This window comes from Kribbella sp. NPDC051620 (genome assembly GCF_044453825.1).
Lineage (GTDB): Bacteria > Actinomycetota > Actinomycetes > Propionibacteriales > Kribbellaceae > Kribbella.
In genome coordinates this window covers 618142-636224 of record NZ_JBITDB010000006.1, presented here as the reverse complement: position 1 = coordinate 636224, position 18083 = coordinate 618142, and the positions used below count along the sequence as shown (strand labels likewise).

The 18083-nt window shown below is 68.0% G+C and carries 16 protein-coding genes; 13 read left to right on the top strand and 3 right to left on the bottom strand.

Going from position 1 to position 18083, the window contains the following annotated elements:
• Nucleotides 1–18 precede the first annotated feature (18 nt).
• Genes ACIA12_RS32675 through ACIA12_RS32665 form a run of 3 tightly spaced genes read left to right on the top strand, consistent with a single transcriptional unit; the run spans nt 19 to nt 2556 of the window.
• On the top strand, nt 19–966 hold the full coding sequence (locus tag ACIA12_RS32675) for an ABC transporter ATP-binding protein (protein ID WP_396371067.1): 948 nt from the start codon (nt 19–21) through the stop codon (nt 964–966).
• 1 nt (nt 967) lies between these two features.
• Nucleotides 968–1753 carry an ABC transporter permease gene (locus tag ACIA12_RS32670; protein ID WP_396371066.1) on the top strand — a complete coding sequence of 262 codons (786 nt, stop codon included), beginning with the start codon at nt 968–970 and terminating at the stop codon, nt 1751–1753.
• A complete protein-coding gene (locus ACIA12_RS32665; RefSeq protein ID WP_396371065.1) occupies nt 1753–2556 on the top strand; it encodes an ABC transporter permease in 804 nt (267 codons plus the stop codon). Before ACIA12_RS32670 ends, ACIA12_RS32665 begins: the two co-directional genes overlap by 1 nt.
• Here the strand turns inward: ACIA12_RS32665 and ACIA12_RS32660 are convergent.
• The gene (locus ACIA12_RS32660; protein WP_396371064.1) at nt 2549–3826 is read right to left on the bottom strand and encodes a phosphotransferase; all 1278 of its coding nucleotides are present in this window, start codon (nt 3824–3826) and stop codon (nt 2549–2551) included. The two genes, ACIA12_RS32665 and ACIA12_RS32660, sit on opposite strands and share 8 nt — an antisense overlap.
• A gap of 112 nt (nt 3827–3938) precedes the next feature.
• On the opposite strand from ACIA12_RS32660, the gene ACIA12_RS32655 reads away from it, so the two are divergent.
• Genes ACIA12_RS32655 through ACIA12_RS32635 form a run of 5 tightly spaced genes read left to right on the top strand, consistent with a single transcriptional unit; the run spans nt 3939 to nt 9004 of the window.
• On the top strand, nt 3939–4733 hold the full coding sequence (locus ACIA12_RS32655; RefSeq protein ID WP_396371063.1) for a hypothetical protein: 795 nt from the start codon (nt 3939–3941) through the stop codon (nt 4731–4733).
• Between the two features lie 37 nt (nt 4734–4770).
• The gene (gene ilvA / locus ACIA12_RS32650; RefSeq protein ID WP_396371062.1) at nt 4771–5976 is read left to right on the top strand and encodes a threonine ammonia-lyase; all 1206 of its coding nucleotides are present in this window, start codon (nt 4771–4773) and stop codon (nt 5974–5976) included.
• A gap of 12 nt (nt 5977–5988) precedes the next feature.
• The gene (locus ACIA12_RS32645) at nt 5989–7326 is read left to right on the top strand and encodes an extracellular solute-binding protein (RefSeq protein WP_396371061.1); all 1338 of its coding nucleotides are present in this window, start codon (nt 5989–5991) and stop codon (nt 7324–7326) included.
• Entirely contained in the window at nt 7323–8201 is an 879-nt protein-coding gene (locus ACIA12_RS32640; protein WP_396371059.1) for a carbohydrate ABC transporter permease, read from the top strand. Before ACIA12_RS32645 ends, ACIA12_RS32640 begins: the two co-directional genes overlap by 4 nt.
• On the top strand, nt 8198–9004 hold the full coding sequence (locus ACIA12_RS32635) for a carbohydrate ABC transporter permease (protein WP_396371057.1): 807 nt from the start codon (nt 8198–8200) through the stop codon (nt 9002–9004). Before ACIA12_RS32640 ends, ACIA12_RS32635 begins: the two co-directional genes overlap by 4 nt.
• Nucleotides 9005–9169: 165 nt before the next feature.
• On the opposite strand, the gene ACIA12_RS32630 is transcribed toward ACIA12_RS32635, so the two are convergent.
• The gene (locus tag ACIA12_RS32630) at nt 9170–9595 is read right to left on the bottom strand and encodes a MarR family winged helix-turn-helix transcriptional regulator (protein WP_396371056.1); all 426 of its coding nucleotides are present in this window, start codon (nt 9593–9595) and stop codon (nt 9170–9172) included.
• 88 nt (nt 9596–9683) lie between these two features.
• Between ACIA12_RS32630 and ACIA12_RS32625 the strand changes: the two genes are divergently transcribed.
• The 3 genes from ACIA12_RS32625 (at nt 9684) to ACIA12_RS32615 (ending at nt 14814) form a co-directional block, all read left to right on the top strand.
• Nucleotides 9684–11186 (top strand): MFS transporter, encoded by a 1503-nt coding sequence (locus ACIA12_RS32625; RefSeq protein ID WP_396371055.1) that lies wholly within the window; start codon nt 9684–9686, stop codon nt 11184–11186.
• A 142-nt stretch (nt 11187–11328) separates the two neighbouring features.
• The gene (locus ACIA12_RS32620) at nt 11329–13233 is read left to right on the top strand and encodes a serine/threonine-protein kinase (RefSeq protein ID WP_396371054.1); all 1905 of its coding nucleotides are present in this window, start codon (nt 11329–11331) and stop codon (nt 13231–13233) included.
• A 282-nt stretch (nt 13234–13515) separates the two neighbouring features.
• Nucleotides 13516–14814: a hypothetical protein gene (locus ACIA12_RS32615; RefSeq protein ID WP_396371053.1), complete on the top strand. Its 1299-nt coding sequence runs from the start codon at nt 13516–13518 to the stop codon at nt 14812–14814.
• On the opposite strand, the gene ACIA12_RS32610 is transcribed toward ACIA12_RS32615, so the two are convergent.
• Nucleotides 14801–16042 (bottom strand): MFS transporter, encoded by a 1242-nt coding sequence (locus tag ACIA12_RS32610; protein ID WP_396371052.1) that lies wholly within the window; start codon nt 16040–16042, stop codon nt 14801–14803. The two genes, ACIA12_RS32615 and ACIA12_RS32610, sit on opposite strands and share 14 nt — an antisense overlap.
• A gap of 155 nt (nt 16043–16197) precedes the next feature.
• Between ACIA12_RS32610 and ACIA12_RS32605 the strand changes: the two genes are divergently transcribed.
• Nucleotides 16198–17226, top strand: a complete 1029-nt coding sequence (locus tag ACIA12_RS32605; RefSeq protein ID WP_396371051.1) for an ATP-binding cassette domain-containing protein — start codon at nt 16198–16200, stop codon at nt 17224–17226.
• Nucleotides 17223–18062, top strand: coding sequence for an ABC transporter permease (locus ACIA12_RS32600; RefSeq protein WP_363830838.1), 840 nt, complete (start codon nt 17223–17225; stop codon nt 18060–18062). The genes ACIA12_RS32605 and ACIA12_RS32600 overlap by 4 nt, the downstream gene beginning before the upstream one ends.
• The last annotated feature ends 21 nt before the right edge of the window (nt 18063–18083 follow it).

The following is an 18083-nucleotide window of genomic DNA, read 5'->3' as shown; positions in this document are numbered from 1 at the left end:
GCGGTTTAGGGTCGGGGGGTGGCGGAACTGCGGGAGTCGTTGGTGCGGGCGCGGGGGTTGCGGAAGTCCTATGCGGACTTCGAGGCCGTCGCGGGGATCGACCTGGACGTCTGGAAAGGGGAGGCCTTCGGCTTCCTCGGACCCAACGGCGCGGGCAAGTCGTCGACGATGCGGATGATCGGCGCGGTCTCCCCGGTCAGCGGCGGCGAGCTGCGCATTCTCGGGATGGATCCGGGTACCCACGGACCGGCGATCCGGGCCCGGCTGGGCGTCTGTCCGCAGGACGACACCCTCGACGTCGAGCTGTCCGTCCACGAGAACCTGACCGTCTACGGCCGGTACTTCGGGCTGAGCCGCGCCGAGTGCCGGGAGCGGGCCGATGAGCTGCTGGAGTTCGTCGCGCTGACGGAGAAGGCCAAGGTCAAGGTCGACGAGCTGTCGGGCGGGATGAAGCGGCGGCTGACGATCGCCCGGTCGCTGGTGAGCAAGCCCGACCTGCTGCTGCTCGACGAGCCGACGACGGGGCTCGACCCGCAAGCCCGGCACCTGCTCTGGGACAAGCTGTTCCGGCTCAAGCAGGCCGGCGTCACGCTCATCATCACCACCCACTACATGGATGAGGCCGAGCAGTTGTGCGACCGGCTGGTCGTGATGGACGGTGGCAAGATCGCGGCCGAGGGGTCGCCGGCCGAGCTGATCCGGGACTACTCGACCCGCGAGGTGACCGAGCTGCGGTTCGGGCCCGAGGTGATGATGTCGGACCACGACGCGCTGGCCGGCAAGGTGGAGGACCTCGCGCAGCGGATCGAAGTACTGCCTGATCGGTTGTTGCTCTACACCGATGACGGGGAGCGTGCGGTCGCGGCCGTGCATGAGCGCGGATTGCAGCCGGCTGCGGTGCTGGTGCGCAGGTCGACGCTCGAGGACGTGTTCCTGCGGCTCACCGGCCGGACGTTGGTCGACTGAGATGACCGTGCTCGCGGTGGAGAACGGCCGTCGCCAGTTCGACTACTGGCTGACGGTCTACAAGCGCACCTGGAAGGGCAGCCTGGTCAGCAGCTTCCTGCTGCCGCTGCTCTACCTGGCCGCGATGGGGATCGGGCTCGGCTCGTTCGTCGACGACAACGGGACGGGCGCGCTCGGTGGTGTCAGCTACCTGCAGTTCATCGCGCCCGGGCTGCTCGCCGCGACCGCGATGCAGATCGCGGTGGGGGAGTCGACCTATCCGGTGATGGGTGGGATCCGCTGGCACAAGACGTACTTCTCGATGATCGCGACGCCGCTGCGACCGGCCGACGTGCTGTTCGGGCAGCTGGCCTTCATCGCCTTCCGGGTGGTCACGACCTGCGCGGTGTTCGTCGCCGTCATCGCGGCCTTCGGTGGATTGAAGACGGGGTGGGGTGTGCTCGGCCTGCCGGTCGCCCTGCTCGTCGGGCTGGCCGTCTCGGCGCCGGTTTGCGCGTATGCGGCGACGCTCGACAACGACGCGGGCTTCTCGATGGTCTTCCGGTTCGGCGTGATCCCGGCGTTCCTGTTCTCGGGCGCGTTCTTCCCGGTCTCCCAGTTGCCGGACTGGATCGAGTGGCTCGCCTACCTGAGCCCGTTGTGGCATGGCGTCGAGCTGTCGCGTGACCTCAGCCTCGGCACGGTCGAGCTGCTGCCGGCCGTCGGCAACGTCGCCTATCTCTTGGCATGGTTCGGCATCGGCACCTGGCTCGCGGTGCGCACCTTCACCCGGAGGCTGATCAGCTGATGGCCACCCTGACCGCCCGCGTCGTCCCGCTGCCGATCAAGCCCGGCAACGGCCGCACCCTGGTCGAGCGCAACTTCCTGGTCTACCGGCGATCCTGGATCGTCTTCGTCTCGGGCTTCTTCGAGCCGGTCTTCTACTTGCTCTCGATCGGCATCGGCGTGGCCCAACTGGTCGGCGACTTCACGCTGGCCGACGGCACCAGGATCGGGTATGCCGCTTTCGTCGCGCCCGCGATGCTTGCCAGTTCGGCGATGAACGGCGCGATCTTCCACTCGACGTACAACATCTTCTTCCGGATGAAGTACGCCCGGCTGTACGACTCGATGCTGGCGACTCCGCTGCGACCGTGGGACGTCGCGACCGGCGAGGTGAGCTGGGCGCTGCTGCGCGGTGCCTGCTACTCGGCGATGTTCATCCTGGTGATGCTCGTGCTCGGGCTGATCCAGTCGTGGTGGGCGTTGCTCGCGCTGCCGGTGTCGGTGCTGCTCGGCTATGCGTTCGCGGGCGCGGGGATGGCGCTGACCACGTTCATGCGAAGCTGGCAGGACTTCGAGTTCGTCCAGCTCGCGACGATGCCGATGTTCCTGTTCTCGGCGACCTTCTACCCGGTCGAGACCTACCCGGCCTCCATCCGCTGGCTCGTCGAGATCACCCCGCTCTACCAGGGCGTCGCGCTCGAACGTGCGCTCACCACCGGCACGGTCACCTGGACCCTGCTCATCAACGCGTTGTACCTCGCAGTGATGGGCACCGCCGGGATGTACGTCGCTTCTCGCCGCCTGGGCAAACTCCTGCTCAAGTAACCAGCCTGCGCAGCCAGAAGGTGGCACCGCGGACCATCGACTCGGCGGTCAGCCTCGACACATGATCGGACAGATGCAGCGAGGTCATCACCTGGTGGAGCGCGCCGAGCTCTTCTGCCAGCTCTAGTGCGCGGCGCAGCGCAGCGGGCGACGCATACGCTTCCCACTCAGCCAGGTAGGCGTCCTTCACGCGTGTATCGGTCGAGATCGGCGATCGCTTCTCGATGAAGGTGACCAGGTCGAGGAACGGGTGCGCCACCGCCGCGTCGGTCCAGTCGAAGGCGAGCACGGTACCGTCGCGGACGGCCAGATTGCGCGGATGCAGATCGCCGTGCAGGAGCGTCTCCGGGATCCCGATCGCCGCCAGTTCATTGATTGCCTCGCGCAACTGATCGGCGCGGCGCGGAAGCTTCGCGCGCTCGGCGGGCTCCAGTTGCCCGGTCGCCGGGTTCGGTCCGAAGAGCCGGTCGAGTTCGCTGTCCAGTACGGTCAGCCGGCGATCGACACAGCTGAACGACAGCAGCCGCTCCGCCTGATCCGCGAAGCCGCGCTGCAACCGCGCATGACCCCGCAACGAGTCCATCCACAAGGAGACGTCGGTCTCGGCAGCCAGCGGCGGACCGAGATCAGGCAGCAGCATCCAGGCCCGCTCCTGGTCGATCGCCAGCGGAGCCGGTACTTCGCCCGGCCGGGCCTCGGAGAGTTTCTGGAGCAGCAGCGGCTCATGCGCGAACAGCAGCGGCAGCGCATCGGCCCGGGCCGGCCGGACCGTACTCGAATGGGCAAGCGCCTTGAAGTACACGTCGCCCTTGCTGGTCGGGCAGCGCAGTACGTTCGACAACCCCCACGACCGCACCTGAGCCGGGACGCCGGTCCGCGGAGTACCGGCCGCGGTCAGGTGCTCATCGATCCACGGCAGCGCCTCGGCGTACCAGCCGGGCTTGGTCCAGGCTGGCGTCACGGGAGCATCGGCGGGTAGCGCGAGGTGTGCGCGCGCGGCCTCGACCAGCGGGTGATCGAAGGCCGCCACCCATCGAGCGCCGACAGGAAGGGCGTCGAGGCTCAGCATCAGGTAGGACGTTCCGCCCGGCTGGCTGTCGAGACAGGTCAGCACGCAAGCCTCGATCCCCAGTTGCTCGCGCAGCGCCCGGACCGGGGCCTCGACATCGAAGAACCAGAACTCATCGGCGACCGATACTTCGGGAAGCCCAGAGGGCAGTACCAGCAGGGATTCGTCGTCCGGATGCACAACTACGGCCGTGACTCTCACAGCACCTCCTGTCACCGTCCGCAGCGTAGCTGGCGAGTGGTTAGCGGCCCATGGATTTATCGCCGGCAGTAGCTGACTGCAACCGATCGGGCACGGCCTGCGTCTGATCAGGATGTTCAAGGCATTCAGAGCGCGGATGCGCCGGATCAAGGATCAGCTCGCCTTGCTGGAGCAGCTCAGGGTGCCTCTGCAAGAGCTGCCCGGCGGCCAGGAGCAGTGGATCGAGGGCTCGATGGAGTGGCTCATCGAGCAGTTCGGCTCCGAGGTGTTCAACCGTCCGATCGTCCGGCCGTCCGTCTTCGTCCCCGCCACGTACGACGGCTCCGAGGCGGCGGGCCGGAGGTTGTTCGAGAAGGTCCGGGAGCGGATGGGAGTACCTCCCGGCCGGCTCGTGCTGCGCTTCGACCTGGATGACATCGACCCGGGCGTGATCCGGACCAGGGCGCAACGGGAGCTGGCCGGCGCCACCCGGCTGCGCTTCGGGCTGTGGGTGCCGGGCCGGAACCGCAACACCGTCTACACCAGTCGGCGGCTGCTCGGTGAGCCGTCGGTGCTGGTCGCGAACTTCGCCCACGAGATCGGTCATGAGCTGCTGATCGGCGAGGGCCGGATCACCGCGGACCGGCCCGACCAGGAGTCGCTGACCGATCTGCTCGCGGTCTTCCAGGGCTTCGGCATCTTCGTCGCCAACGCCTCCTTCGGCCGGTTGCCCGGCGGCGAGCGCAACGCCACGATGGCGATGTTCTACCTGCGCGAACGCGCCCTCACCGACGCCCTTGCGTACTACGCCTTCCGCCGCGGCACCCGGGGGATCCCGCCCTGGGAGGACGAACTCGACCGACCGGTACGTTCCGGGCTCGTCACCCGCCTCAAGCAACTACAAGACGCGGCCCAGCCGGGTAAATAAGCACCCGCAACGTCGTCTCGCGCTTAGTGTGGATGGCGTGAGCATCACTGCGGCTGAGATTGCCAGGGCAGCGGATCTGCTGCACGACGTGGTGGCGCCGACCCCGCTGGAGTACTCGCGATGGTTGAGCGACCTGGTCGGTGGCGACGTGTTCCTCAAGTGCGAGAACCTGCAGCGGACCGGCTCGTTCAAGCTGCGTGGCGCGTACGTCCGGATGGCACGGCTGTCCAAGAAGGAGCGGGCGCTCGGCGTCGTCGCGGCGAGCGCGGGCAACCACGCGCAGGGCGTCGCGCTCGCGGCCCAGTTGCTCGGCATCAAGGCGACGGTGTTCATGCCATACGGCGCGCCGATCCCCAAGGAGAAGGCCACCCGGGCGTACGGCGCGGACATCCGCTTCGTCGGTACGTCGATCGACGACTGCCTGGTCGCGGCGCGGGAGTTCGAGGCGGCGACGGGTGCGATCCTGATTCACCCGTTCGACCATCGCGACATCGTCGCCGGGCAGGCGACCACCGGGCTGGAGATCGTCGAGCAGTGCCCGCAGGTGCGGACAGTCGTCGTACCGACCGGTGGCGGCGGCCTGATCGCCGGGATCGCGCTCGCGATGCAGCGCGACGGGATGCCGATCGAGGTCGTCGGCGTACAGGCCAAGGGCGCGGCGGCGTACCCGGCCTCGCTCGAAGCCGGTATGCCGGTGCAGCTCGACAAGATGGCGACGATGGCGGACGGGATCGCCGTCGGGCTGCCGGGCGACGTCCCGTTCAGCGCGATCAAGCAGCACGTGAGCGGCGTACTGACGGTCGACGAGGACTCGTTGTCGAAGGCACTCCTGCTGGTGCTCGAACGCGCCAAACTGGTCGTCGAGCCGGCTGGTGCGGCTGCCGTCGCCGCGGTGCTGGATGACCCCAAGCGGTTCAAGCCGCCGGTCGTCGTGGTGCTGTCCGGCGGCAACATCGACCCGCTGCTGCTGATGCGGGTCATCAGGCACGGCATGGCGGCAGCCGGCCGATACATGTCCCTGCGGGTCCGCATCCCCGACACCCCGGGCGGGCTGGCGACGTTGCTCGGCCGGCTCGCCGAGGTGGATGCCAACATCATCGAGGTGCTGCACGAGCGCATCTCGGAAACGCTCAACCTGGACGAGGTCGAGGTCGCGTTGCAGCTCGAGACCCGCGGTGAGGACCATCGCTCACGGGTACTGGCGAGTCTGAGCGCCAACGGCTACACGTACACCCTGAACTAGAAGGAGCCCCCTGTGAAGGTCGTCGCACTGGCCACTGCAGCTTTGTTGCTCACGGCAGCCTGTACTCCGGGCTCCGACAACCCGAGTGGCGGTGCGAGTGCGCCGAGCTCGGTGAAGACCGACGCCGGCGCGCTGGGGGACGTGTCGCTGACCGTCTGGGACCAGGAGGTCCGTGGCGGGCAGGCGGCCCAGATGGCCGAGCTGAACAAGCAGTTCCAGGCGAAGTACCCGAACATCAAGCTCAAGCGGGTCTCGCGGTCCTTCGACGACCTCAAGACCACCCTGCGGCTCGCGCTGACCGGCAACGACGCGCCGGACGTAGTACAGGCCAACAATGGGCGCTCGGACATGGGTGAGTTCGTCAAGGCCGGGCAGCTCGTGCCGCTGGACAAGTGGGCGGACGCGTACAACTGGAAGAGCCGGTACCCGGCCTCGGTACTGCAGTATTCGCGGTACTCGGCGGACGGCAAGACCTTCGGCGAGGGCAACCTCTACGGCATGCCGCAGGTCGGCGAGGTCGTCGGGATCTACTACAACAAGACCAAGCTGGCCGCGCTCGGGATCGAGCCGCCCAAGACCTGGGCCGACTTCGAGAACGCGCTGGGCAAGGCGAAGGCGGCCGGTGAGGTGCCGATGCAGTTCGGCAACCTCGACAAGTGGCCGGCCATCCACGTCTTCGGCACGGTGCAGGACAAGCTGGTGCCGGCCGAGCAGATCACCACGCTGGCCTTCGGGCGGGCCGGTGCTTCGTGGAAGACGGCGGAGAACACGAAGGCTGCCGAGACCTTGGTGTCCTGGGTGGACAAGGGCTACTTCAACCAGGGCTTCAACGGGCAGGGGTACGACCCGGCCTGGCAGGACTTCGGCAAGGGCAAGGGCGTCTTCCTGATCGCCGGTACCTGGTTGCAGGCCGATCTGCAGAAGGCGCTCGGCGACAAGGTCGGCTTCATGCTCCCGCCTGGTGCGTCGGCCGATGAGAAGCCGGTCGTCACCGGTGGTACCGGGTTGCCGTTTGCCGTGACCAACAAGGCGAAGAACCCGGACGCGGCCGCGGCGTACATCAACTTCATCACCAGCCCGGACGCGATGAAGGTGCTGACCAGCACGGGCAACCTGCCGATCGCGGACACCTCGGCGCAGCAGGCTCCGGCTGGGCTTGCCGCCGACATTTTCAACGCCTTCGGGACGGCGGTGGGCAAGGAAGGCCTGGTCCCGTATCTCGACTACGCGACGCCGACGATGTACGACACGCTCGGCGCCGCACTCCAGGACCTGCTGGCGAAGAAGGCGACTCCGGCGCAGTTCGTCGACAAGCTCGAGGCCGACTACAGCAAGTTCGCCGGAAAGTGAGTTCACCGCCCGGCGAGCCGCGCAAGATCGGCTACCTCTACATCCTGCCTGCTTTTCTCGTCTACGCGGCGTTCCTGCTCTATCCGCTCGGGCGGGCTGTGCACTTGTCGCTGTTCGAGTGGAACGGGATCACGCTCGGGAAATTCGTTGGCCTGAGCAACTATGCCGACGTGATCGCGGACGGCGGGCTGCGGGCGGCCTTCGGGCATGCGCTGGTGCTGATCGTCTTCTATTCGGTACTTCCGGTGGTGATCGGGCTGGCGCTGGCGTCGGTGCTGCAGCGGGCTCGGGTTCGCGGGCTGGGGTTCTTCCGGACCGTCGTGTTCCTGCCGCAGGTGATCGCGATGGTTGTCGTCGCGGTGTCGTGGCGGCACATCTACGCGCCGGACGGGCCGCTGAACGACGTACTGCGTGCTGTTGGGCTCGACTCGGTTGCTCGCGGGTGGCTGGGGGACTACACGTTCGCCTTGCCGGCCGTCGGGGTGATCGGGACGTGGTTCGAGACCGGGTTGGTGACCGTGTTGCTGCTGGCGGGGATGGCGCGGATTCCGGCTGAGCGTTACGAGGCGGCGCGGCTCGACGGGGCCGGGGCGGTGGCCGAGTTCTTCGCGGTGGTACTGCCGGCCGTACGGGGTGAGATCGCGGTCGCAGTGACGTTGACGGTGATCGCGGCGCTACGGACCTTCGACCTCGTCTACGTGACGACGAGTGGGGGACCGGGGACGTCGACCAGCGTTCCGTCGTACGAGGTGTATCACCGGGCCTTCGAGCTCGGGCAGGTCGGTTCGGCGGCGGCAGTCGGGGTGTGCCTGACGGTGCTGATCTTCGTGATCACGCTGGGCGTCAACCGGTTGGCGGATCGGAGTACGGCGTGAGGGCGCCGTTGGCCGAGCGGGTCGGCAACTACCTGCTGCTGGCGGTCTTCGGGCTGTTCGCGCTCGGTCCGATCGTGACGATCCTGGTCTCTGCCTTGGGGCCCGACGACGGCGGAAGTGGGTCCAGCGGGTTCGGCAACTTCGGGAAGGCCTGGGAGATCGGGCACTTCGGCAGCTATCTGCGCACCAGCTTGGCCGTCTCGGTTTTCGTGGTCGTGGTGAGTGTGCTGCTGTCGATCTTGAGCGGCTACGCGTTCGGGACGATGCGGTTCCGCGGCGCAGGGGTGCTGTTCTACCTGTTCCTGCTCGGCATCATGATGCCGACCGAGGCGATCGTGGTTCCGCTGTACTTCGATCTTCGCTCGCTCGGGCTGACCGACACGTTCTGGGCCGTCGCGTTGCCGCAGGTCGCGCAATCGGTTGCCTTTGGCACCTTTTGGATGCGGGCGTACTTCCGGTCGTCGAGCCGGTCGCTGGTGGAGGCTGCGCGGCTGGACGGTGCGGGGCATTGGCGGACCTTGTGGGCGGTACTGGTGCCGCCCGCGCGTCCTGCGCTGGTGACGTTGGTCGTGCTGGTGTTCATGTGGACGTGGAACGAGTTCCTGATCCCGCTGGTGATGGTGACGAGCGAGTCGCTGCGGACCGCGCCGCTGGGGCTGGCTTTCTTCTCCGGGCAGTACACGTCCGGCTTCACATTGCTCGCGGCCGGCGCGGTCATCGTGGGCACACCGGTGGTACTGGTGTACGCGTTCCTGCAGCGCCATTTCATCGCGGGGATGCTGGAGGGCGCGGTACGGGAGTAGCTCGTGCCCTGAGCCCGAAGTTCTTTGACGTGGGCGGCGCCCAGGCACGCACCTCGCGGCAGCGGAGAAACGGCCACGATGGAAAAACATCGAGGCCGCTTCTCCGCCACCGCGATGCACGCACCTGAACACCGCCCACTGTCAAACAACTTCGGGCTCAGGGCACTAGAGCGGCTCGCACGACTTGAGCAGCGGGGAGTGCAGGCGCTCGGCCAGCACTCGGCGGTGCGTCGGTGCTGCCTCGGTCTGCCGGAGCAGGCCTTCGTCGGTGAGCTTCACGTTGACCGCGCGGCGATCCTCGTGGCACATCAACCGCTCGACCAGGCCGGCGGACTCCAGCCGGCCGATCACCCGGGACAGCGCGCTCTGGCTCAGGTGGACCGACTTGGCGATCGTCTGGACCTTCGCGGACTGCTCGGGGAGCTCGGCGAGCCGCTCGAGCACCTCGTACTCACTCATGCCCAGTCCGTGCTGCTGCAGCTCGCGATCGAGCGCACAGCCGATATCGGCGTGTCGAGCCAACAGCTCGCGCCAGATGCGGACATCGGCGCTGACTTCACCAGTCTCAGCGCTGACCTTCGTCTCGGTCATGGAGGCGACGTTATCATGCATCTGCATTCAATGCAACCGCAATTAATGAGTAGACATTAGATGCAGGTGCATGCAATGCTCTCTTCTCGTGACACACACAACAACGCACACCACAACTCCGGATCGCCTGACCTGGGACGCGCGCCTGTGGGGCGCACTGCTCGTGGTCTGCGGCGTGATCTTCCTCGACGGCCTGGACGTGTCCATGGTCGGTATGTCGCTGCCGTCCATCGGCGCCGACCTGGGCGTCTCGCTCTCCTCCCTGCAATGGGTCGTCACCGGCTACGTGCTCGGGTACGGAGGGTTCCTGCTGCTCGGTGGCCGCACGGCCGACCTGCTCGGCCGTCGCCGCGTCTTCCTGATCGCGCTCGCCGTCTTCGCCGTGGTCTCGATGCTGAGTTCCCTGGCCACCAACCCCGAACTGCTCATCGCCGCGCGGTTCGTGAAGGGCATCGCCGCCGCGTTCACCGCGCCGGCCGCGCTCTCGATCATCACCACCACCTTCCACGAGGGCCCGGATCGCAACCGCGCCCTCAGTGTCTTCACCACCTGCGCCGCCAGCGGCTTCTCGATGGGCCTGATCCTCGGCGGCTTGCTGACCGAGGTCGGCTGGCGCTGGACCTTCCTGATGCCTGGCCCGGTCGCGCTGATCGTGCTGCTGTTCGCGCTCAAGCTGATCCCGAACAGCCCGCGGGACGAGAGCGCCGGCGGGTACGACGTACCGGGTGCCGTCACTGTCACGGCCGGCATGTTGTCGCTGGTCTTCGCCGTCGTCGGCGCTGAAGGGGCCGGCTGGGTCTCCTTCCGCACCATCGGGCTGTTCGTGCTCGCTGCGGTTCTGCTGGCCTCCTTCGTGCTGATCGAGCTGAAGACCAAGCACCCGCTGGTCCGGCTCGGCATCTTCAAGCAGGCCAATCTGCGCAACGCGAACCTCGCGATCATGACGGTGTTCGGGGCGTACGTGTCCTTCCAGTTCATCGGCACGCTCTACCTGCAGAACCTGCTTGGCTGGTCGTCGCTGGAGACGGCCCTCGGCTTCCTGCCGGCCGGCCTGATCGTCGCCTTCCTGTCGCCGAACGCCGGCAAGGTGGCCGACCGGATCGGTACCGAGCGGATGGTCGCGGCGGGCATGGGGCTGTTCGTCGTCGGCTACGCGCTCTTCCTGCGGATCGGGCAGTCGTCGGACTACTTCGGAACTGTGCTGCCGACGATCGTGCTGATCGGCCTGGGCTTCGCGATCACCTTCCCGGCGCTGAACATGCAGGCGACCAACGGGGTCGACGACAACGAGCAGGGGCTCGCGTCGGGTCTGTTCAACACGTCGGCGCAGGTCGGCGGGGCGATCGTGCTGGCCATCACCACCGCGGTGATCGGCAGCCAGTCGCACGGCGTCACGGCGCCGAGCGGGATGCTCTCGGCGTACAAGCCGGCGCTGGTCGTCGTCACGGGGATCACCATCCTCGGCACGCTGATCGGATTCCTCGGCCTGCGGGGGCTGGGGGCGCGGCGGGCGGCCGAGGCTGCTGAGTTGGCTGAGCTGGACGCAGTACAGAAAGAACTGGCGGATGAGGAGATGACTCCGGCCGCCTGAGTCACATATGAACAGTGCGGGTCCCGGGCTACTCCGCCGGGGCCCGCACTGCTGCGTCCGCCGGTGGTTGGGGCTGGGTGGTTGTGGCCGGTGGTTGGGGCTGATGTGGTTGTGGCCGGCCTGGGCTGGGCACTGGTGGCGGATGCGCAGTGAAGAGCCGGAGGGGCGTCTCCTGGCAGGGCGGTACCGGCTGCTCGGCCTGCTGGGTCGCGGCGGCATGGGGAAGGTCTGGCATGCCCGGGACGAGGTGCTTCACCGAGAGGTGGCGATCAAGGAGATCGTGTTGCCGCCCGAACTCTCCGATCCGGACCGCGACATGCTCCGTCGCCGGACGCTCCGCGAGGCGCGATCGGCCGCCCGCCTGAGCGACCCGAACGTCGTCGCCGTGTACGACGTGGTCGAGGAGGAGGGGCGGCCGTGGATCGTGATGGAGTTCGTCAGGTCCCGCACGCTGGCCGACACGCTGCGGCAGGACGGCCCGCTGCCGTATCAGCGGGTGGCGAGGATCGGGTTGCAGGTACTGGCCGCGCTGGAGGCGGCGCATCCGGCCGGGGTACTGCATCGCGACGTGAAGCCGAGCAATGTGCTGCTCGCCGACGATGGTCGGGTGGTGTTGACGGACTTCGGGATTGCAACGCTGGAAGGCGAAACCGCCCTTACCCAGTCGGGGGCGCTGGTTGGCTCACCGGCGTACATAGCGCCTGAGCGCGTGCAGGCAAAAGGGGCGGGACCTGAATCCGACCTGTGGTCGCTTGGGGCGACGCTCTACACGGCAGTCGAGGGGCGGCCGCCGCATGACCGGGATACTCCGCTCACCACGCTGACCGCTGCCGTGACCGAGCCACCGGACCCGCCGCGTCGAGCCGGGCCGCTGTGGCCGGCCATAGAAGGGCTGCTGCGCAAGAACCCCGCCGACCGCCTCAACGCCGCGTCAGCCCGCCGCCTACTACTGCAAGCCGCTGCTGCGCCTAGCCCTAGCGTGCCCCCACGCCCACAGCCGGTACCGGCACCAGCACCGGCCTCGGATCGCGGCCAAGGCACCCGAGTCCTCTCCGCCCTACCAGCCGTCTCGAACCCCCACCCGCCCGTCGTCCCGCCGACGCCGACCGTCCCTTCGAAGCCGACCAAACCAGCCGCCCCGCCACCTTCGCCCGAGACCCCACCTGCTGCCGACCCGCCAATTGCGGCCGAGCTGCCATCTGCGGCCGAGCTGCCATCTGCAGCCGGCCCGCCACCTGAGGTCGATCCGTTGTCCCCGGCCGACCGGCCACCTGCGGCCGCCTCGCCGTCCCCGCCGAAGTCCACGGGTGGGCGACAGGCCAGAGCGCTCGCTATCGCGGCAGCTTGTCTATTGGTGGCTGCGGCTCTCGGAGCCTGGGCCGTCTTCGGCCCAGACGGCGACAACAACCAGAGCCGGCACCCAGGCGCATCCACGACGCCTACCGCGATCCCCAGCGGCACAGCCCCGCGCAACACGCCAACCGCGTCTGCCAAGAGCAGCAAGCCCGCGACCAGCGCCCCGTCGTCATCTTCAGTTCCCTCCACCCGACCCACAACGCCTGCAACGCAGCCCCCGACTCGGCCCACAGCTCAACCGAGCGGCGCCGTGGTACCGGCCGGCTTCGAACGCCACAACGACCCGACCGGGTTCTCGGTGCTGGTACCGCGGAACTGGACCGTCAGCCGCGAAAACGGCCGCGTCTACTTCCGTGAGCCCGGCGGATCCCGCTTCCTCCTCATCGACCAGACCGACGAGCCGAAGCCCGACCCGGTCGCCGACTGGCAACAACAGGAGAAGTCCCGCCGCGCCGGCTACCCGCAGTACCGCCGAATCCGCCTGGAAGCAGTGAACTACTTCCAGAAAGCCGCCGACTGGGAATTCACCTACACAGTCAAAAGCGGCGCCCGCCAACACGTCCTGAACCGAGGCGTCATCACCAGCCCCCACCAGGCCTACGGCATCTACTGGTCCACCCCCGACTCCCGCTGGACCGCCAGCCGCCCCCTCCTACAAACAATCACCACCACCTTCCACCCAGCCCCCTAACCCACCCCACCCAGCCCGGTGATGCCACCACCCACCCATCCCCACCCACCGCGCCGGTGCCAGCATCCACCCCCACCCACCGACCCCGGCGGAGCCACCACCTGACCCTCCGATCGCCGAGCGCGGCGGTGTTGGCGCCCAGCTGCGAGCAGTCGGTGGGGTGTTGCGGGGGTGTGGGGCGGCCTTCGGGTGTCGGGTGGGTGGTGGTGTTCAGGGGGTGGGCGGGGGAGTTCGGGGCGATCCCCGATTGGTTTCGGACCTTCTGGGTGCTGGACTGGGGGTATGAGCGATCAGAGCAACCAGAGCGACTACGACCGACGGGTCCGAACCATCCTCGACCGAGTCGCCGCCGGCCACCTCACCACCGAAGAAGCCGCGACCCTGATCGCTGCCCTCCCCACCAACTCCCCATCCCCCACCAACTCCGCTTCCACCAACTCCGCTTCCACCAACTCCGCCCCCACCGACTCAGCTCCCGCGGACTCGGCGCCCGCCGGCTCTGCGGCCCCCGCCGACTCGGCTCCTGCGGGCGGGGATGACTCGCCTTCGTCGTCTGTGTGGGCCGAGGTTGTCGACACTCCTGCCTCCAACGGCTCTCCGAAGCACGCGGCCGCCGCCTCCGAGGGCGAGGGGAGCGTGGTGGACGACGCTGCCGTAGTACCGGAGGCAGCACCGGCCCCCGAGCCGACGGCCGCCACCGAGCCGACGGCCGCCACCGAGCCGACTGTCGCCACCGAGCCGACTGTCGCCGCCGAGCCGACCGTTGTCCCCGAGCCAGCGGCTGCGACCGAGCCTGCCGCTGCAGCCGAGCCGGCCTCCGAGCCGACGGCCGCCGCCGAGCCGGCTGCTGCCGTCAAGCCTGCTGCCGCCAAGCCGGCTGCTGAGCCGGTGACTGCGCCTGCCGCAGAGCCGCTTGTTGAGAAGGAGGCGTTGCACAGTGATCTGGTGGTGCCGTCCGGGGTGCGGCGGGTGACGATCCGGGCGATCGGGCGGCGGGTGCGGTTGATCGGGGAGCCTGCGGTGACTGGGGTTGCTGTGGATGGGCCGCATGTGATCAAGCGCGACGGCGACACGCTGGCGATCAACAGCGAAGGCGACATGGGGGTCTCGATCGACGGTCTGAGCATGCTGCGGAACCCCACGGACCTCAAGTCGCACGTGAACGGGTTCGCCAAGGAGCTGTCCATCCGGGTGAACCCGATGCTCGAGGTGGAGATCGAGGTGACCGGCGGCAGCGTCACCGCCGAACGCCTCCCCGGCCTGTCCCGCGTCCGCGTCACCGCCGGTACTGCGAAGGTCACCGACGTCGACGGCCCGATCGACCTGCTCGTCCAGGCCGGTACCGCCACCCTCGACGCCCAGATCACCAAGGGCCGCTCCCGCGTCCGCGTCGAGTCCGGCTCCGCCAACGTCACCCTCCGCCGAGGCTCCGACGTCCGCGTCCACACCGAAGCCCAACTGGGCCGAGTCTCCTGGACCGGCGCAGTCTCCGGCCAGTCCAAGGACGTAGAAATAGGCCGAGGCCGAGCCGCCCTCGACGTAGAGGTCTTGGTCGGCAGCGCCCAAATCACCTCCGACTGACCTCCGGAATCGTCCGAAGGGTTCGAAGGGGCGAGAAGAAAAGCCAGGCTGAGCCGAGCAAGGTGGCCAGCCCGGCTAGTACCAACGTGGGACGGAGGCCGATGGCGGTGGCGGTCAGGCCGCCGAGGAGGCTGCCTATGGGGGCTGCGCCCCAGCTGACGAAGGACATGGTGGCGCTTACCCGGCCTTGGAGGTCGGGTGGGCAGAAGCGTTGGCGGGCGCTGATGGCGACGATGTAGCTGACGATGATGCCGATGGCCGCCAGGAGAGTGCCTAGGACGTACCAGGCCAGGCCCCAGCCGGGAGTGGTCAGCGCCTGCAGGGTGAAGGCGACCCCGATCGCTACTGACCCGAGCACCAGCGCCCGGGCGTCGCCGATTCGAGTGCTGAGGCGTTCGGTGAACCAGGAGGCGGCCAGGGCGCCTAGTAGGCCGGTCATGCTGAGTACGCCGATCAGGCTGGGCGACAGGTGGATCTCCCTGACCAGGAACACGATCATCACCGCGCCGTTGGCCGCCTGGAACAGCATCGTGGTGGTCTGGTTCAAGGCGATCGGCCGCAGCAGCGGATGCGTGAACACGTACCTCAGCCCCTCACCGATCTCCCGTCGCAGGTTCGGCCGCTCGGCCGGCGTCGGGCGCGGTTCCGGCGTACGGATCGAGCGGAGCCAGATCGCGGACCATACGAAGCTGAGCGCGTCGAGCCCGAGCGTGACGGCCGCACTCAACCACTGGACGAGGAACCCGCCCGCACCCGCTCCCACCACGGCAGCGACCGAGTGGTTGGCTGCCAGCCTCGCATTGCCTGGCAGCAGTTGCTCAGGCGCGAGCAGCCGCGGCGGATAGGAGCTGTGCGCGACATCGAACAGCACCGTCAACAGCCCAGCCAGCGCCAGTACGACGTACAGCTGAGCAAGAGTCAGTACTCCGAACCAGGCGGCGATCGGAATCGACCCGAGCAGCACCGCCCGCCCGAGGTCCGCGGCGACGAGCACTGGCAAGCAGCGGACGCGGTCGACCCAGGCACCTGCGAACAGCCCAAGTACTAGCCACGCAGCCGTCTCGCTGGTGCGCAGGAGCGAGACCTGGAGCGTGGAGGCGTCCAGCGTGAGGAGAGCGAGCAGGGGAGCGGCCATCATGCCGAGGCGGCTGCCGAGCTGGCTCAGCAGGTCCGCGATCCAGAGGCGGCGGAAGTCCGGGTGGCTGAGGATGCCTGGGGTGGAGCTCATCTGGCGACGGTAGAACGCAGACTTGAGCGTTGTCGACTCAATGTCAACAAAGTTGAGCCTACTCGGCTCAAGGTTGAGACAGCGTTAAACCGCTCGAAATTTGTCGGTGAGCTCCGACAGGATGACCTGCATCACATCTGGAAGGAGCGGCTGCGATGGCTGCAATCGAGGCGACAGGCCTCGTGAAGACGTTCAAATCCCGCAAGAACACGGTCAAAGCGCTCGACGGCATCGACCTCGAGGTCCCCGAAGGCAGCGTGCTCGGCCTGCTCGGGCCGAACGGCGCGGGCAAGACGACGACCGTCCGGGTGCTCACCACGCTGATGCGGCCAGACGCGGGCAGCGCGCGCGTGCTCGGCCATGACGTGGTCAAGGACGCCGACACCGTCCGTGGCCTGGTCGGGCTCTCGGGTCAGTACGCCGCGGTCGACGAGCTGCTCACCGGCCGGGAGAACCTGTGGATGTTCGGCCGGCTGTACCGGCTGAGCAGCCAGCAGGCCAAGCAACGGGCCGAGGAACTGCTCGACATCTTCGACCTGACCGAGGCGGCCGACCGGATCCTGAAGACGTACTCCGGTGGCATGCGCCGCCGGCTCGACCTGGCCGGGTCGCTGATCGCGCATCCCAAGGTGCTGTTCCTGGACGAGCCGACGACCGGGCTCGACCCACGCAGCCGGCTCGACCTGTGGCAGATCATCCGCGACCGGGTCAGCGAAGGTGTGACGATCCTGCTGACCACGCAGTACCTGGAAGAGGCCGACGCGCTGGCCGACAGCATCGCGGTGGTCGACCACGGCTCGGTGATCGCCCGTGGCACCGCTGACGAGCTGAAGGCGAAGGTGGGCGGCGAGCGGATCGAGGTCGTCGTGCACGAGCCGGACGAGACGTACCGGGCGCTCGAGTTGCTGACCGCGGCGCTGGAGATCACCGATCCGGAGTCGACCACGCTCGACAAGCACAGCAAGCGGCTGACGATGCCGGCGCCGGGTGGTTCGGAGGCGCTGGTCGGGGTGATCCGCACGCTCGACGGCGCCGGGATCCGGATCGCCGACATCGGGCTGCGCCGGCCGACGCTGGACGACGTGTTCCTCAGCCTGACCGGGCACGCGACCGACAACCCGGACACCGCCGTGGACGAGACGGCAGGTAGTACCGGTTCCGATCCGAAGAAGGTGAAGGCATGAGCACGACCGGTACGCCGGTGAAGGTGAGCCCGATCGGACGGGCGGTGACCGACGCGGGCATCCTGGCCTGGCGCAGCCTGAAGCGGATCCCGCGGACGCCGGACATGCTGATCTACGCGACCATCCAGCCGATCATGTTCGTGCTGCTGTTCGCGTACGTCTTCGGCAACGCGATCCCGATCCCGGGCTTCCCGGGGGCGCGGGCGTATCGCGAGTTCCTGATGTCCGGGATCTTCGCCCAGACGATGGCGTTCGCGGTCGCCTCGGCCAGCGTCGGGCTGGCCGACGACATGTCGAAGGGGCTGATCGACCGGTTCCGGTCGTTGCCGATGGCGCGCTCGGGTGTGATCGCGGGCCGGGTGATCGGTGACGTCGTCTTCAACGCGTTCGTCATGCTGATCATGGTGATCTGCGGTTTCATCGTCGGCTGGCGCTGGCACAACGGGATCGGCAACGCCCTGGCGGCGTTCGCGATCCTGCTGCTGTTCGCCTTCGCCATGCTCTGGGTGGGCGCCTTGATCGGATTGTCGGTGGGCGGTCCGGAGGTCGCGGCCTCGGCCGGCCTGATCTGGCTGTTCCCGCTGACGTTCCTGTCGAACGCCTTCGTACCGACTCCCAACCTGCCCAGCGGCCTGCAACCGGTCGCCGAGTGGAACCCGATCTCCTCGATCGTGGCCGCCTGCCGTCACCTCTTCGGCAACCCCAGCCCGTTCGCCAGCCCCGACGGCTTCCCCGCCCAGCACCCGGTCTGGCTCTCCCTGATCTGGTGCACCGCCATCATCGCCGTCTTCGCCCCACTAGCAGTCAACAAGTACCGCCGAGCCACCGGCCACTGAACAAAACAGCACCCCCGGACC